At 66.4% G+C, this 14,558-nt stretch carries 12 protein-coding genes; 6 read left to right on the top strand and 6 right to left on the bottom strand.

Going from position 1 to position 14,558, the window contains the following annotated elements; translation table 11 throughout:
- Positions 1–35: 35 nt before the first annotated feature.
- Positions 36–350 (bottom strand): AraC family transcriptional regulator, encoded by a 315-nt coding sequence (locus CV103_RS15600; protein ID WP_245896890.1) that lies wholly within the window; start codon positions 348–350, stop codon positions 36–38.
- Positions 351–531: 181 nt separating this feature from the next.
- On the opposite strand from CV103_RS15600, the gene CV103_RS15595 reads away from it, so the two are divergent.
- The 3 genes from CV103_RS15595 (at position 532) to CV103_RS15585 (ending at position 3,999) form a co-directional block, all read left to right on the top strand.
- On the top strand, positions 532–1,491 hold the full coding sequence (locus CV103_RS15595; protein WP_070934341.1) for an SDR family NAD(P)-dependent oxidoreductase: 960 nt from the start codon (positions 532–534) through the stop codon (positions 1,489–1,491).
- A gap of 49 nt (positions 1,492–1,540) precedes the next feature.
- Positions 1,541–2,599, top strand: coding sequence for an NAD(P)-dependent alcohol dehydrogenase (locus tag CV103_RS15590; protein ID WP_107395467.1), 1,059 nt, complete (start codon positions 1,541–1,543; stop codon positions 2,597–2,599).
- 275 nt (positions 2,600–2,874) lie between these two features.
- Complete coding sequence (locus CV103_RS15585; protein ID WP_107395479.1) at positions 2,875–3,999, top strand: oxidoreductase; 1,125 nt, start codon at positions 2,875–2,877, stop codon at positions 3,997–3,999.
- A gap of 18 nt (positions 4,000–4,017) precedes the next feature.
- On the opposite strand, the gene ggt is transcribed toward CV103_RS15585, so the two are convergent.
- From ggt to CV103_RS15565, 4 genes are all read right to left on the bottom strand, one after another.
- Positions 4,018–5,832 (bottom strand): gamma-glutamyltransferase, encoded by a 1,815-nt coding sequence (ggt, locus tag CV103_RS15580; RefSeq protein ID WP_107395466.1) that lies wholly within the window; start codon positions 5,830–5,832, stop codon positions 4,018–4,020.
- Positions 5,833–5,979: 147 nt separating this feature from the next.
- Entirely contained in the window at positions 5,980–6,828 is an 849-nt protein-coding gene (aguB, locus tag CV103_RS15575; RefSeq protein ID WP_107395465.1) for an N-carbamoylputrescine amidase, read from the bottom strand.
- A gap of 77 nt (positions 6,829–6,905) precedes the next feature.
- Entirely contained in the window at positions 6,906–7,892 is a 987-nt protein-coding gene (locus CV103_RS15570) for an agmatine deiminase family protein (protein WP_015457568.1), read from the bottom strand.
- Between the two features lie 15 nt (positions 7,893–7,907).
- The gene (locus CV103_RS15565) at positions 7,908–9,545 is read right to left on the bottom strand and encodes a M28 family metallopeptidase (protein WP_070934334.1); all 1,638 of its coding nucleotides are present in this window, start codon (positions 9,543–9,545) and stop codon (positions 7,908–7,910) included.
- A 155-nt stretch (positions 9,546–9,700) separates the two neighbouring features.
- Between CV103_RS15565 and CV103_RS15560 the strand changes: the two genes are divergently transcribed.
- Positions 9,701–11,668 carry an alpha/beta hydrolase family protein gene (locus tag CV103_RS15560; protein ID WP_107395464.1) on the top strand — a complete coding sequence of 656 codons (1,968 nt, stop codon included), beginning with the start codon at positions 9,701–9,703 and terminating at the stop codon, positions 11,666–11,668.
- 59 nt (positions 11,669–11,727) lie between these two features.
- Positions 11,728–13,290 (top strand): hypothetical protein, encoded by a 1,563-nt coding sequence (locus CV103_RS15555; protein WP_107395463.1) that lies wholly within the window; start codon positions 11,728–11,730, stop codon positions 13,288–13,290.
- 108 nt (positions 13,291–13,398) lie between these two features.
- On the opposite strand, the gene rpsD is transcribed toward CV103_RS15555, so the two are convergent.
- Complete coding sequence (gene rpsD, locus CV103_RS15550; protein WP_015457564.1) at positions 13,399–14,013, bottom strand: 30S ribosomal protein S4; 615 nt, start codon at positions 14,011–14,013, stop codon at positions 13,399–13,401.
- 240 nt (positions 14,014–14,253) lie between these two features.
- Between rpsD and CV103_RS15545 the strand changes: the two genes are divergently transcribed.
- The gene (locus CV103_RS15545) at positions 14,254–14,556 is read left to right on the top strand and encodes a chorismate mutase (RefSeq protein ID WP_015457563.1); all 303 of its coding nucleotides are present in this window, start codon (positions 14,254–14,256) and stop codon (positions 14,554–14,556) included.
- Positions 14,557–14,558 lie beyond the last annotated feature (2 nt).

Below are 14,558 nucleotides of genomic sequence, written 5' to 3'. Positions count from 1 at the left end.
AGAATTCACCAACCGGCGCGGCCACCTATCGGCCATCAAAATTGACGCCGACCGGACTCCGTAATCGTCGCGCTACAATCGGGGCTCGCCTCGACGATGCGGCCGGATGCCGGCAATTCCAGCGAGGCGACGAAATAGGATGCGGGATCGTAGCGCAGCACGCGATCGCCGATCAGCACCTGCTTGGCGCCTTGCAGGACCAGGCACAGCATCGGCCGGTAGAGCGTGGCCGTGGAGCATGTCTGCCCGCTGCAGGCATAGAGGGCGAGGCGGGGGAGGGCGGCTTCCCGGTGCGGGTTGTGGAGGTGGCGCTCGGCAAGGGCGAGCATCTGATCGAGCTGATGGCGCATGGCCTCGAAGATTGGCGCGCGCCGATCCGGTGGCAAGGGCGGGCCTGCATCCCGGCCCGTGCTTTGATAGGATCAGGCAAGAGATCGACACGATCGGGCGCCCGGAAGTGGGGACTGCCATCCATATCGGCCCCGGCTTCGAGGGGGCGATGGGCCTCCTCCACGGAAATGGAGAACAGCCATGACCATATTCGGCGCGGAATCGACGACCGACGAGGTGCTGGAAGGCGTCGATCTTTCCGGCCGGCGCATCCTGGTGACCGGCGTTTCCGCCGGGCTGGGCGTGGAGACGGCGCGGGCGCTGGCGGCGCACGGCGCGGACGTGGTGGGCGCGGCGCGCGACCTCGCCAAGGCGGAAGCCGCGACCGCAAGCGTGCGCGCGGCGGCGCGGGACGGCGGCGGCAGCCTGGAGCTGATCCGGCTCGACCTCGCATCGCTGGCGAGCGTGCGGGCGGCGGCCGACGCGCTGATCGCCGATGGCCGGCCGCTGGACATCATCATCGCCAATGCCGGCGTGATGGCCTGCCCCAAGGGGGTGACGGCCGACGGCTTCGAAACGCAGTTCGGCACCAACCATCTGGGGCATTTCGTGCTGGTCAACCGGATCGCCCCGCTGCTGAAACCGGGCGGCCGGCTGGTGAACCTTTCGTCCGCCGGCCACCGATATTCGGACGTCGACCTGGACGACCCCAATTTCGATCATACCGCTTACGAAGAGTTCGTGGCCTATGGCCGATCGAAGACCGCCAACATCCTGTTCGCGGTGGAGTTCGACCGGCGCCATCGCGACCGGGGCATCCGCGCGGCGGCCGTGCATCCGGGCGTGATCCGCACCGAGCTGAGCCGCCACATGACCCAGGAGGCGCAGGACGCGCTGATCGCATCCATTACGGCGAACCAGCCCGAGGGCGCGCCCGCCTTCCACTGGAAGACGGTGCCACAGGGCGCCGCCACCTCGATCTGGGCGGCGATCGTGGCCGCGCCGGACGAGATCGGCGGACGTTATGCCGAGGATTGCCATGTGGCCGAGATCGCCACCGGCACTTCGCGGCGCGACGGCGTGCAGCCCTACGCCCTCGATCCCGAGCGGGCGAAGGCGCTGTGGGCCAAAAGCGAGGAAATGGTCGGCGAGCGTTTCTGACCGACCCGCAATTCAACACCACACATCCACCATCACCCGAGGAGTGAAGATGAAGACCACCGGCTATGCGGCGCTGAACGCCGAGACCCCGCTTGCTCCCTACAGCTTCGACCGTCGCGAGCTTCGTTCCGATGACGTGGCGATCGAGATCCTCTATTGCGGCGTATGCCATTCCGACCTGCACCAGACGCGCAGCGACTGGCCGGGCACCATATACCCCTGCGTTCCGGGCCACGAGATCGTCGGCCGGGTGATCGAGGTGGGCGGCGACGTGACCCGGCACAAGGTGGGCGATGCCGTCGCGGTCGGATGCCTGGTCGACAGCTGCGGCCATTGCGACCAGTGCCTCGCCCATGAGGAGCAGATGTGCCGCGAGGGCGTGACGCTGACCTATAATGGCCGCGACCGGATCACCGGCGACGTGACCTATGGCGGCTATTCCAAGCATGTCGTGGTGCGCGAGGAATTCGTGCTTTCCATCCCGGAAGGGCTGGACCTGGCGCGCGCCGCGCCGCTGCTCTGCGCCGGCATCACCACCTATTCCCCGCTGCGCACCTGGAATGTGGGGCCGGGTAGCCGGGTGGGCGTGATCGGCCTGGGCGGGCTAGGCCATATGGCGGTGAAGCTGGCCGCGGGCCTTGGCGCCGACGTGACTGTCATCAGCCGCAGCGACGCCAAGACCGCCGACGCGCTGGCGCTGGGCGCGGACAGGGTGCTGGTTTCGACCGACGCGGAAGCGATGGCGGCCGCCGCCAACGCCTTCGACCTGATCATCGATACCGTGCCGGTGCGGCATGACCTCCGCCCCTATATGCCGCTGCTCGATATCGATGCGACGCTGGTGATCGTGGGCCAGCTGGGGCTGGTGGACGAGATCAGCACCCTGCCGCTGCTGATGGGACGGCGGCGGATATCGGGATCGCCCGTGGGCGGCATCGCCGAGACGCAGGAGATGCTGAACTTCTGCGCGAAGAAGAACATCCTGCCCGAATGCGAGATGATCGCCATCCAGGAGATCAACGGCGCGTTCGAACGGATGGAGAAGGCCGACGTGCGCTACCGCTTCGTCATCGACATGGCGACGCTGGAAGGGCCGGCGGCGGCATAGGTTCGCCAATGCGGCGCCGCGCAACCTTGGGGTGCGCGGCGCCGCATTCGTGATGCCCGCCCGGAAGGACGGGTGCCGCGCCAATCGATCTTGCGGCTGGAGCGGCACGATCTTCGAGGGGGATCACCGCTTTCCGGTGGTGATCCACCTTGGGGAGGACGGGAGGCCCCGCCGGCTGACATGACGATCCCTGGGGGGCCGGATTATGGCGCTATCGGCGGGTCGGGCGTGATCGCCGGCTGGCGATGGCGCTTGCGGCGGATCATAATCCGGCCATGACCGATCCGCTCTTTTCGCCGCTGGCGCTGGGTTCGCTGGCGCTGCCCAACCGCATCGTCATGGCGCCGATGGGGCAGGGCAAGGCGCCCGGCGGCCTGCCGCATCCCGATTATCCCGCTTATTTCCGGCGGCGGGCCGAAGGCGGCACCGGCCTTATCATCAGCGGCGCGACGGCCGTTGGGCACGACAATGCCGCCTTCGACGAGAATGAGCCGCGCTTCCACGGGGCCGCGCTGGCGATCTGGCAGAAGGCGGCGGAGGCCGTGCACGGGGCCGGCGGGCGGATGATGCCGCAGCTTGCCCATGCCGGCCTGCAGGGCATCGCGCAGGTGCCGCCGCCCTGGCGCGGCATCGGCCCGTCCGGCATCTGGCTGGCGGGGGCCGAGGTGGGCCGGCCGCCAGCGCCGGAGCGGATCGAAGGCCCGCCGATGACCTTGGCGGAGATCGACGCCGTGATCGCGGCCTTTGCCGAGGCCGCCGCCGCCGCCCGGCGCATCGGCTTCGACGGCATCGAGATCCACGGCGCGCACGGCTTCCTGATCGATCAGTTCCTGTGGCACCGCACCAACCGCCGCGACGATGCCTATGGCGCCGATCGCGTGCGCTTCGCGGCCGAGATCGTCGCCGCCTGCCGCAAGGCCGTGGGGCCGGATTTCCCGATCGCGCTGCGCTTTTCCCAGTTCAAGATGACGGATTATGCCGCGAAGCTGGCGGAAAGCCCGGCCGATCTGGAGGCGCTGGTGGTGCCGCTGGCCGATGCCGGCGTCGACATGTTCGATTGTTCGCTGCGCCGTTTCTGGCGGCCGGAATTCGCAGGCAGCGGCCTGAACCTTGCCGGCTGGATCAAGCATATCACCGGCCGCGCCACCATCGCCGGCGGCGGCATCGGCCTGGCGGCGACCGCGCTCGAATATGGGCAGGGGGACGTCTATGGCCGCGTCGCCGAGCCTTCGGACCATTATCTCGACGACGTGCGCGGCCGCATCGATCGCGGCGAATTCGATCTGGTGGCGCTCGGCCGATCGCTGCTGGGCGATCCGGCCTGGCCGGCCAAGGTGCGCGCCGGGGACCATGAATCGCTGCAGCCTTATCGGCCGGAGCTGCTGGCCGGGCTCAACTGAACCCGGCCGGGAAGGCGATCAGTAGGCCAGCGCCACGCCGTCGGCGCGCATCTCGCTTGCCGCCGCATAGACGCGCTCGCCGTTGCGGTCGATCCGCTCGACGCACTGGTAGCGGCCGAAGCCGCCGTCCGACGCCCCGATCTTCCAGCCCATCGCGGCAAGCCGGGTGCGGGTGGCCTCGGGCACGCCCTTTTCCAGCCGCAGCGTGCCGGTGGGGCCTTCGTCGCCCGAATCCTCGCCCATGCTTTCGGACGACCCTTCATGGTGCCAGCGCGGGCTGTCTCCGGCGGCCTGCGCGTCGAGGCCGTAATCGGTGCGGTTGAGGATGATCTGCGTCTGCCCCTGCGGCTGCATGTCGCCGCCCATCACGCCGAAGCTGAGCCAGGGCTTGCCGTCCTTCGTCGCGAAGCCGGGGATGATCGTCTGGAACGGGCGCTTGCCCGGCGCATAGATGTTGGGATGGCCCGGCTGGAAGGAGAAGAGCTGGCCGCGATCCTGGAACATGAAGCCGAGGCCGTCGGCCACCAGCCCCGATCCCATGCCGCGGAAGTTGGACTGGATCATGGAGATCATCAGCCCGTCCTTGTCGGCGCAGGTGAAATAGGTGGTGTCGCCGCGCGACGGCGCCTTGCCGGGCTGCACGTCCGTCATCAGCCGGTCCGGGCGGATCAGCCGCGCGCGCTCCGCCGCATATTCCTTGGAGGCGAGCCACTCCATCGGGACCTTGGCATATTCCGGGTCGGCGTAATAACGGGCGCGATCCTCATAAGCGAGGCGCTTGGCCTCCGCCTGCAGGTGGATCGACAGCGCCGACTGGAAGCCCGCGCCGGCCATGTCGAAATGCTCGAGGATGTTGAGCATCTGCAGGGTGGCGAGGCCCTGGGTATTCTCGCCGATCGCCTGCACGCCGATGCCGCGATAGGTGGTTTCCAGCGGCCTGGTCCATTTCGCCTGATGGGCGGCGAGGTCCGCGCGGGTCATCCAGCCGCCGATGCGCCGGAAATAACGCTCGATCGTGTCGGCGATCGGGCCGTCATAGAAAGCGTCGCGCCCGCCCTGGGCGATCAGGCGATAGGTGCGGGCGAGATCGGGGTTGCGGAAGGGATCGCCCTCCTTCGGCGCGGCGCCGTTCGGCATCCACACCTTGCGGGCATTGTCCACTTCCTCGATGCCGGCGCCGGGCTTGGTGAAATTGGCCATGGCCCGGCCGATATAATAAGCGATCATCGGCGCCACCGGCACGCCGCCTTCCGCCATCGCGATCGCGGGCTCGAACAGCTCCGCCCATTTCAGCTTGCCGTGGCGCTGGTGGAGCGCCCACCAGCCGGCGACCGTGCCGGGCACCGAGACCGAGGCGGCGCCATAAGCCGGCAGGTGGCCGTTCTTCGTGCGCGACTGGGCGATATCGAAGGTCAGCGCGCGGGGCGACCGGCCGGAGCTGGCGAGGCCATCGACCTTGCCCTGCTTCGGGTCCCACAGCAGCGCGTAGAGATCGCCGCCCACGCCGCAGGCGGTCGGCTCCAGGAAGCCTAGGCAGGCGTTGATCGCGATGGCGGCATCGACGGCGGAGCCGCCCTTCTTCAGGATTTCGATGCCCGCCTGCGTGGCCAGCGGCTGCGCGGAGCCGGCGGCGCCCGAAAGCCCGTAGACCACCGAGCGCGAGGCGAAGCTCGCCCCGACCGGGCGATCGCCGCCATGCACGTCCGGCCGATCGAACCGCACCTCGCCCGGCGTCCAGATCGGCGCGGGGGCGGGGGAGGGCGCTTGCGCCCGCAGCATGGCGGGGGCAGCGGCGGCGGCGGGAATGGCGGCAAGGAATGTGCGGCGGCGCATGGACGGCTTTCCTGAAAGGGCTTGGACCCGAATGGGATAGCCGAGCGCTTGCCGGGAATCGACTCCCCTCCGCATGTCGGCAGGCGGTTTGCCGATCAGGAGGGGGGCCGCCGGTGCCGTTCTGCCGGCGGCAGCCGTTCTTGTCCGTCAGATATCCTGGGCGAGGCGGCCGTAAAGGTCCGGCCGGCGATCGCGGAAGAAGCCGAAGGCGGCGCGGTGGCGCTTCACGCGATCGAGATCGAGCGTGGCGGTGAGCACGCCGGTTTCGCTCGCGCCGAATTCGGCCACCAGATCGCCGCGCTCGTCGGCGATGAAGCTGTGGCCGTAGAAGGTCATCGTCCCTTCGGTGCCGATGCGGTTGGATGCGATCACCGGCACCACGTTCGACACGGCATGGCCGATCATCGCCCGGCGCCAGAGGCGGCTGGTGTCGAGATCGGGATCGTGCGGCTCGTTGCCGATCGCGGTGGGGTAGAAGAGCAGCTCCGCCCCCATCAGCATCATCGTGCGCGCGGTTTCGGGATACCATTGGTCCCAGCAGATGCCGACGCCCAGCGTGGCATGATCGGTCGGCCACACCTTGAAGCCGGTGTTGCCGGGCCGGAAGTAGAATTTCTCCTCATAGCCCGGCCCGTCGGGGATGTGGCTCTTGCGATAGACGCCGGCCACCTTGCCGTCCGGCCCGATCATGGCGAGGCTGTTATAATGGTGCGGGCCGTCCGCCTCGAAGAAGCTGGTCGGGATATGGACCTTCAGCTCCTCCGCCAGCTTGCGCATCGCCAGCACCGCGGGATGGCGATCGGTGGGCCTGGCGCGGGCGAACAGGCCCTCATCCTCGATCTGGCAGAAATAATAGCCCTCGAACAGCTCGGGCGGAAGGATGACCTGCGCGCCCTCGGCCGCCGCCTCGCGCACGAGTTCGGACACGGCGGCGATGTTGGTATCGACATCGTCGCTGAGCGCGAGCTGGAGGGCGGCAACGGTCACTTCGGTCATCAAAGGGTCTCCACGGGCGGCGGGCTCAGATAAGGATGCGGGGCCGCGAAGCCAAGGCCGGGGCCGCCGCGCCCATTTTAGGGGCTGGGCACCTGCTGGCTGATGCAGTGCAGGCTGCCGCCGCCGGTCAGCACATGATCGGCGCGGATGCCGATCGCCCTGCGGCCGGGGAAGAGCGCGCCGAAGGCGGCCACGGCGGCATCGTCATTGGCGGCGCCGTAGACGGGAACCACCACGGCGGCATTGCCGACATAGAAGTTCATATAGGATGCCGGCACGATCGCCCCGTCCCGCTCGACCTTGCCGGGGGAGGGGACGCCGACCACCTCGAGCCCGAAGGCGCGGGCGCGGGCGGCGGCATCGCGATAGACCGCCTCGTTCGGATCGTCCGCCGTCGGCTCCGGTATGGCGATCCGCCCTTCGCCCACGAAGCGGGCGAGGTTGTCGACATGGCCGTCGGTATGATCGTTGAGCAGGCCGCTGCCCAGCCACAGCACCCGATCGAGCCCGAGATCGGCCTTCAGCCGCGCCTCGATATCGCCGCGCGACAGATAGGGGTTGCGGTTGGGATTGAGCAGGCACTGCTCGGTCGTCACGACCAGCCCGGTGCCATCCACGTCGATGGCCCCGCCCTCGAAGATCCAGTCGCACGCCTTCACCGGGAAGCGCGCGGCCTCCGCCAGCGTGCGGCCCACGGTATCGTCGTTCGGCAGGTCATATTTGCCGCCCCAGCCGTTGAAGCGGAAATCGAGCGCGGTCGGCACGCCGCCGGCGCTGTCGTGCACGATGATCGGCCCGGTATCGCGCAGCCAGATATCCCCGAACGGGGCCACCACCACATCGACATTGGGGCCGGCCGAAGCCAGCGCCGCCTTGGCGGCCGTCTTGTCCGCCGCGACCAGCACGACGCGTTCGCCCGCGCCATCGGCGTCCACCGCGCGGGCGAAGGCGATCACCTCCTCCCGCGCCGGCTCCAGATCGTCCTCCCAAAGCTCCGGATGGCTGGGAAAGCCGATCCAGACGCGGTCGTGGCGGGCCCATTCGGGCGGTTGACGATAGGTCATCGGTTCTGCCCTGCCTTACTTGCCGGCGCGAGACTTGTCGCGGACGGCGCGGAACTCCGCCGTGGGATACCAGTTGGGCCAGGCATCCGAATCCGCCAGCTCGCGACCGATAGTATAGAAAAGCTTCAGGTCGGAGACCGCGCCGGACCAATCCCAATTGGGATCATATTCGTCCTTCGGCCCGTGATAGCGGTTGGTGATATAATCGGCCGCCAGCTTGCTGCCGCGCTCGCGCCCGCCATTCACCAGATCCTCGCCGCTTTCGAAATAGATCATCGGCACGCCGAGCTTGGCGAAGCTGAAATGATCCGAACGGTAATAATAGCCCTTTTCCGGCGTCGGCTCGGGCACCAGCACGCGGTTCTCGCCCACGGCGGCGCGCTTCAGATAATCCTCCAGCTCGGACTTGCCGGGGCCGACGACGACGATGTCGTTGGTCTTGCCGATCACGTTCAGCGAATCCATGTTCACGCCGCCCACCGTCCGGGCCAGCGGGTAGATGGGATTGGCGGCATAATATTCGGAGCCGAGCAGGCCCGATTCCTCCGCCGTCACCGCCAGGAACACCACCGACCGATCCGGCTGGCCGCCCGCCTTATAGGCTTCGGCCAGCGCGACGAGGCCGGCGGTGCCGGAGGCGTTGTCCACCGCGCCGTTGCAGATATTGTCGCCGTCCACCGGCTCGCAGATGCCGAGATGGTCCCAGTGCGCCGAATAGAGCACATATTCGCCGGGGCGCTTCTTGCCGGGGATGATGCCGACGACATTCTTCGATTTCTGGCGGCGGATCGACTGGTCGAACGACAGCGACGCCTTCATCCCCGTGAAGGGGACGGCGTGGAAGCCCTTTTGCCCGGCGGCGGCGACCAGCGCGTCATAATCCTGGCCGGCGGACGCGAAGATGCGGCGCGCGGCATCGTTGGTGATCCAGCCGGCGGCGGCCGACTGGTCCATATGGTTGCCCGGCTCGTCGAAGCCGAGCTTGCCGCCGCTGTTGGAGGAGACGACGACGTTGAAGCCGTAGGCCGCGGGCTCGGTATCGTGGATGATGATCGCGGCCGCCGCGCCCTGACGGGCGGCCTCCTCATATTTGTAGGTCCAGCGGCCATAATAGGTCATCGCCCGGCCGCCGAAGGGGCCATCCAGCGACTGCATCTTCCAGTCCGGATCGTTGATCAGGATCAGGACGGTCTTTCCCTTGACGTCCAGCCCGGCATAGTCGTTCCAGCCGCGTTCCGGCGCGTTGATGCCATAGCCCACGAACACGATATCGCTGCCCGCGACGTCGATCCGGGGCTGCACCTGGTAGGACCAGGTGATGTGATCGGTCTTGTAATCCAGCGTGATCGGCGTCTTGCCGCCGGTGATGCTGATCGGGAAGGCCGCGTTGGGCGTCAGCTCCACCAGCGGCACGTCCTGATACCAGCTTCCCTTGTTGCCCGGCTTCAGCCCCGCCCTGGCGAAGCGATCGGCGATATAGGCCACCGTCTTGTCCTCCGCCGGCGTCGCGGGCGCGCGGCCCTGGAAGCTGTCGTCGGAAAGCGTCCTGGTGATGTCCTTCAGCGTCTCGACATTGATGGCCGGCACGGGGGCGGCGGCAGCGGCCGTGGCGACCGACAGGGCAAGGAGCGAAGCGGCAAGGGCGAAGCGCATATCGTTATCCCGGGTAATGATGTTGCGTGCCTCATGGCAGCGCTACGGCCGGCGGGCAAGGGTGGGGCGGGAAAGGGAAAAGCGAACCAGATGGCGGCTTGTTTCTTTACCGAGAGGAGATAAATGCGAAGAGGGGAATATATACGGGGGGATCGATGCTGCGTTGTTCTGCGCCTATACTTGGCGCCATGTTCTTTTGTGGGGTTGCGTCGGCGCAGACGCTGCCGCCGGAAGCGGCTTTCGGCGCGCGCGAAGGGGTAAGCGGCGCGTCGCTTTCCCCGAATGGGGAGCGTGTCGCTTTTCTTGCCCCCGGTAAGGGGCAGAGCAATGCGCTCTTTACCGTGCCGATAGATGGAAGCGCACCGCCCACGCGCGCGCTGCTTGCCAGCGGCAATCCCGAACGGATTTCACGCTGCGATTGGGTTTCGGACAAGCGGTTGGCGTGCCAGATATATTCGGTTCAGCGCGGCGCCGGCCAGGTCGTCAACACCAGTTCCATGATAGCCATCAACATCGACGGCAGCGATCCCAAGCTGCTTTCGCGTCGGACAAACGGAGATGCGCTATATTTCAATGGGTTCGGTGGAACGATCGTGGACTTGCTGCCGGGGCAGGACGGAGCGGTGCTGATAGGCCGCGCCTATGTTCCCGAAGCTAGGATCGGAAAGCTCGTCGAAAGCCGCCTCGAAGGCTTCGGTGTCGATCGGGTGGATACGACCACCCTGGCTTCGAAGAGGGTCGTCAATCCCATGCGGGATGCCTCGGAATTCATCACGGACGGCCTCGGCACGGTACGGATAAAGGGTGCATGGGAACTCAAGGGTGATGGCTACACCACGGGCGTCACGCGCTATTCCTACCGGTTGGCAGGCCAGGATGGGTGGAAGGATCTGGGGGAGTATAATTCCCTGACCCGCCAGGGCTTCAACCCCTATGCCGTCGATCCCGAGGAAAATGCCGCTTATGGCTTCATGAAGAATAACGGTCGACTGGCCCTATACAAGCGATCGCTGGACGGTTCTCTACGTGACCAACTGGTTTTCAGCCATCCAGAGGTGGATGTGGATGGTCTGATCCGGCTCGGTCGGAAGAGGCGGATCGTGGGTGTGTCCTTCGCAACCGACCATCGCCAGGCGGTTTATTTTGACGAAAACCTTAATAAGCTCGCCGACGGCTTGAGCAAGGTTTTGCCAAAACAACCAAAAATCAATTTCGAAAGCGAAAGCGCCGATGGACGGAAGCTGCTGATCTGGGCCGGCGGCGATACCGATCCAGGCCAATATTACCTGTTCGATCGAGGCACCAAGCAGCTGCGGCCCTTGATCCTGAGCCGGCCCGAACTGGCGGATTATCCGTTGGCGCCCATGCGATCGGTTCAGGTGCGGGCTGCCGACGGGACGTTGATACCGGCCTATCTGACGCTGCCGGTCGGATCTTCGGGCAAGGGCGTGTCGGCCATCGTGATGCCGCATGGAGGGCCGGGCGCGCGTGACGAATGGGGCTTCGATTGGATGGCGCAATATTACGCCAATCGCGGCTATGCCGTTCTTCAGCCCAATTTCCGCGGCTCGACCGGCTATGGCGATGAATGGTTTCGTAATAACGGCTTCCAATCCTGGAAGATTGCCATTGGCGACGTGGTGGACAGCGGGCGATGGCTGGTATCCGAAGGTATCGCCGACCCGAAGAAGCTTGCGGTGCTCGGCTGGTCCTATGGCGGCTATGCCGCGCTCCAGTCCGGCGTGCTCGCGCCGGATCTCTACAAGGCGATCGTGGCCATTGCGCCGGTCACCGACCTTAACGGTCTGAAGGAGCAGTATCGCAACACCGCAACCTTTGTGGAGATACAGCGATTTGTCGGAAACGGCCCTCATATCCGCGAGGGATCGCCTGCCCAGAACGCTGCGGCGATCCGTGCGCCGGTGATGCTGTTTCATGGAGATGTGGACAGCAATGTGGAGGTGCAGGCTTCCAGGCTGATGGCGGACCGGCTGACGGACGCCGGAAAGAAGCCTGAGCTCGTAATCTATCCGGCGCTCGACCATGATCTCGAAGACTCGGCGGTTCGTGCCGATATGCTCGGGAAGAGCGATGCATTCCTCCGAAAAGCGATGGGAATGTAAATATGGGCGGCGATCACGGCATCAGAACGAAACGGTCAGTCCGGCGTGGGTGGTCTCTGTTGGCGCTGCTGGCGGCGGGGCTTTCCTCCGGCACGGCCCATGCCGCCTGGCTGAAGGCCGAGACGGAGCATTTCCGCATCTACAGCGAAGGCGGCGAGGCTCAGTTGCGGACCTTTGCCTCGAAGCTGGAGGATTATGACCGTATCCTCAGGCTGGTAACGGGAACGAAGCTGCCGCCGGCGCCGGGCAAGCTCGACATCTATCTGGTCGGCAGCAACGCGGACCTGCGCCAGGTCCGCCCGGTCAGCGCCAGCGTGGCCGGCTTCTATTCGGCGACACCGGGCGCGATCGCGGCCTTCGCGATCCGCAGGGATCGTGGGGGGCTGGATGGCGACGAAGTGCTGCAGCACGAATATACACACCATTTCATGCTGCAATATTATCCGATGGGTTATCCCGCCTGGTATGTCGAAGGCTTTGCCGAATATATGATGACGGCCGACATATTGGAGAAGGAGTTCCATGTCGGCCGTTACAATGCGGGGCGCGGCTATATGCTGGTGAACGCCCCATGGCTGCCGGTCCAGCGCATTCTGGACGGCAATGCGGAGGGCCTGAACAGTCTCCAGATGGCGCAATTCTATGCGCAGAGCTGGCTGATAACCCACTGGATGTTCGGGCAGAAAAAGCATCTGCAGTTGAAGCGTTATCTGGCGGCCCGCAACAGCGGCGAAGACAGCCAGGCGGTCTTCCAGCGCGAATTCGGCATGAACTATGCCGAATTCACCAAGGCCCTGAAGACATATGTGTCGAGGCCGCTCACCTATTTGAAAATAGGTCGGCCGGAGGATTGGGGGCCTGCCTCCGTCACGATCACGGCCCTGCCCAAATCGGCGGACGACCTGCTGTTGCCCGGCGCGGGCATATCGCTGGGGATCGATGAGGAGCGCGGCAGGCCGATGCTGGCGCGGGTGCGCAAGGCGGCCGCCGCTTTTCCGGGCGATCGGCTGGCGATGGCGACGCAGGCGGAGATCGAGCTGGACGTCGGCGATGTCGCCACCGGCCGGACGCTTGCGGAAAAGCTGGTGGCCGGCGAGGGCGCGCAGGATGCGCGTGCGCTGTTCCTGCGGGGCTATGCCGATCTCTCCGCCGCCCGGAAGCTGGAAGGGCAGGCGCGCGCGCCGCTTTACGATAGCGCCCGGAAATGGTTCGTCCGGGCCTTCAAGGCGGACAAATATTATGTGCCGGCGCTCTGGGCCTATGTGGAAACCCGATCGCTGGAGCCATTGTCCGATAATGACCTGAACGTCCTGCTCGAAGCGCAGCGGCTTGCCCCGCAGGTGGACGAACTGCGCGGGAGCGCGGCCGTCGCCCTGATGCAGAAACGCTATTTCGACGAGGCGGCGCGCATGATCGAGCCGCTGGCCGCCGATCCGCACGGCGGCGGCTCGGCAGCGCGGGCGCGTGCGTTGCTCGCCATGGCGAAGAAGCGCGAGCCCTTGTCCGGCGCGGTGCAGTCCTGGGAAGGGCTGGCCACGACGGCGGAGGCCGATGCCGGCGATGAGGGGACGGACAAGAGCCCCGCGCCGCAGGACAAGGCCAAGGCGCCGCCGGCCGGTTGAGAGAGGCGGCGGGCGGGAGCCGCCTGCTCGCGGCCGTCCATCACCAGCAAACAAAAAGGGCGGCCCCGATCGGGACCGCCCTTTTTGCTCGAGCGATGGAACGCCGGATCAGCGCGAATAGAATTCGACGACCAGGTTCGGTTCCATCTTCACCGGATAGGGCACTTCGTCGAGCGAGGGCACGCGGACGAAGGTGACCTTGGCGGCGCCGTCGGCGGCCACATATTCCGGGATGTCACGCTCGGACAGGCTCTGCGCTTCGAGCACGAGGGCCATTTCCTGCGCCTTCTTGCCCAGCGTGATCTCGTCGCCCGGCTTCACGAGGCGCGAGGCGATGTTGCACTTCACGCCGTTCACATAGACGTGGCCGTGGCTGACGAGCTGGCGGGCCGAGAAGATGGTCGGCGCGAACTTGGCGCGATAGACCAGCGCGTCCAGGCGGCGCTCCAGCAGGCCGATCAGGTTCTGACCGGTGTCGCCCTTCATGCGCGACGCCTCGATATAGGCCTTCTTGAACTGCTTTTCGGTGACTTCGCCGTAATAGCCCTTCAGCTTCTGCTTGGCCTTGAGCTGGATGCCATAGTCGGACATCTTGCCCTTGCGGCGCTGGCCGTGCTGGCCGGGGCCGTATTCGCGGCGGTTCACCGGGCTCTTCGGGCGGCCCCAGATGTTCTCGCCCATGCGGCGATCGATCTTGTACTTGGCGCTGTTGCGCTTCGACATGTCACTTCCTTCAATTGCTACAGGGTCGGCCATCCGCTTGGGGACGGCCTCGTTCCCGGTATCGCCTGCACGGATCGGATCCGGCAGGGCCACCGCTTCACCGGGATGCGGGGCCAATCGCGAAGCGGCGCCTATGGCGGGATGGTGCCGGCGAGTCAAGTTCGGCGGGGCGGGGCAGCGCCCCGCGCGTTCCGCACCGGCGGATTTCCCTCCGCCCCCAAATCGATCTAGGGAGGCGGCATGACCGACATACTCGCTCCCGAAGACTGCACGACCATGATCGAGGTCCGCGCCGGCGTCGATGCGCTCGACGAACAGATCGTCACGCTGCTCGGCCGGCGCATGCGCTACATGGACGCCGCCGCCCGCATCAAGACGACGCGCGGCGCCGTGCGCGACGAAGCCCGCAAGGCGCAGGTGATCGACAATGCCGCCGCCGTGGCCGCGCGCGTGGGCGTGCCGCCCGCTCTGGTGCGCGCGCTCTACGAACAGCTCGTCGAAGGATCGATCGCCTACGAATTCGACAAGTTCGACGCGCGCTGAGC

The sequence above is a fragment of the Edaphosphingomonas fennica genome (assembly GCF_003034225.1).
Classification (GTDB): domain Bacteria; phylum Pseudomonadota; class Alphaproteobacteria; order Sphingomonadales; family Sphingomonadaceae; genus Sphingomonas_E; species Sphingomonas_E fennica.
Note: the sequence above shows the minus strand (reverse complement) of the source record. Positions and strands in the feature narration are given on the sequence as shown.

Bases quoted from the DNA above. Each gene is read 5' to 3' on its own strand.
- CV103_RS15600 (WP_245896890.1), bottom strand. From the start codon at position 350: ATGCGCCATCAGCTCGATCAGATGCTCGCCCTTGCCGAGCGCCACCTC.
- CV103_RS15595 (WP_070934341.1), top strand. From the start codon at position 532: ATGACCATATTCGGCGCGGAATCGACGACCGACGAGGTGCTGGAAGGC.
- CV103_RS15590 (WP_107395467.1), top strand. From the start codon at position 1,541: ATGAAGACCACCGGCTATGCGGCGCTGAACGCCGAGACCCCGCTTGCT.
- CV103_RS15585 (WP_107395479.1), top strand. From the start codon at position 2,875: ATGACCGATCCGCTCTTTTCGCCGCTGGCGCTGGGTTCGCTGGCGCTG.
- ggt (WP_107395466.1), bottom strand. From the start codon at position 5,832: ATGCGCCGCCGCACATTCCTTGCCGCCATTCCCGCCGCCGCCGCTGCC.
- aguB (WP_107395465.1), bottom strand. From the start codon at position 6,828: ATGACCGAAGTGACCGTTGCCGCCCTCCAGCTCGCGCTCAGCGACGAT.
- CV103_RS15570 (WP_015457568.1), bottom strand. From the start codon at position 7,892: ATGACCTATCGTCAACCGCCCGAATGGGCCCGCCACGACCGCGTCTGG.
- CV103_RS15565 (WP_070934334.1), bottom strand. From the start codon at position 9,545: ATGCGCTTCGCCCTTGCCGCTTCGCTCCTTGCCCTGTCGGTCGCCACG.
- CV103_RS15560 (WP_107395464.1), top strand. From the start codon at position 9,701: ATGCTGCGTTGTTCTGCGCCTATACTTGGCGCCATGTTCTTTTGTGGG.
- rpsD (WP_015457564.1), bottom strand. From the start codon at position 14,013: ATGTCGAAGCGCAACAGCGCCAAGTACAAGATCGATCGCCGCATGGGC.
- CV103_RS15545 (WP_015457563.1), top strand. From the start codon at position 14,254: ATGACCGACATACTCGCTCCCGAAGACTGCACGACCATGATCGAGGTC.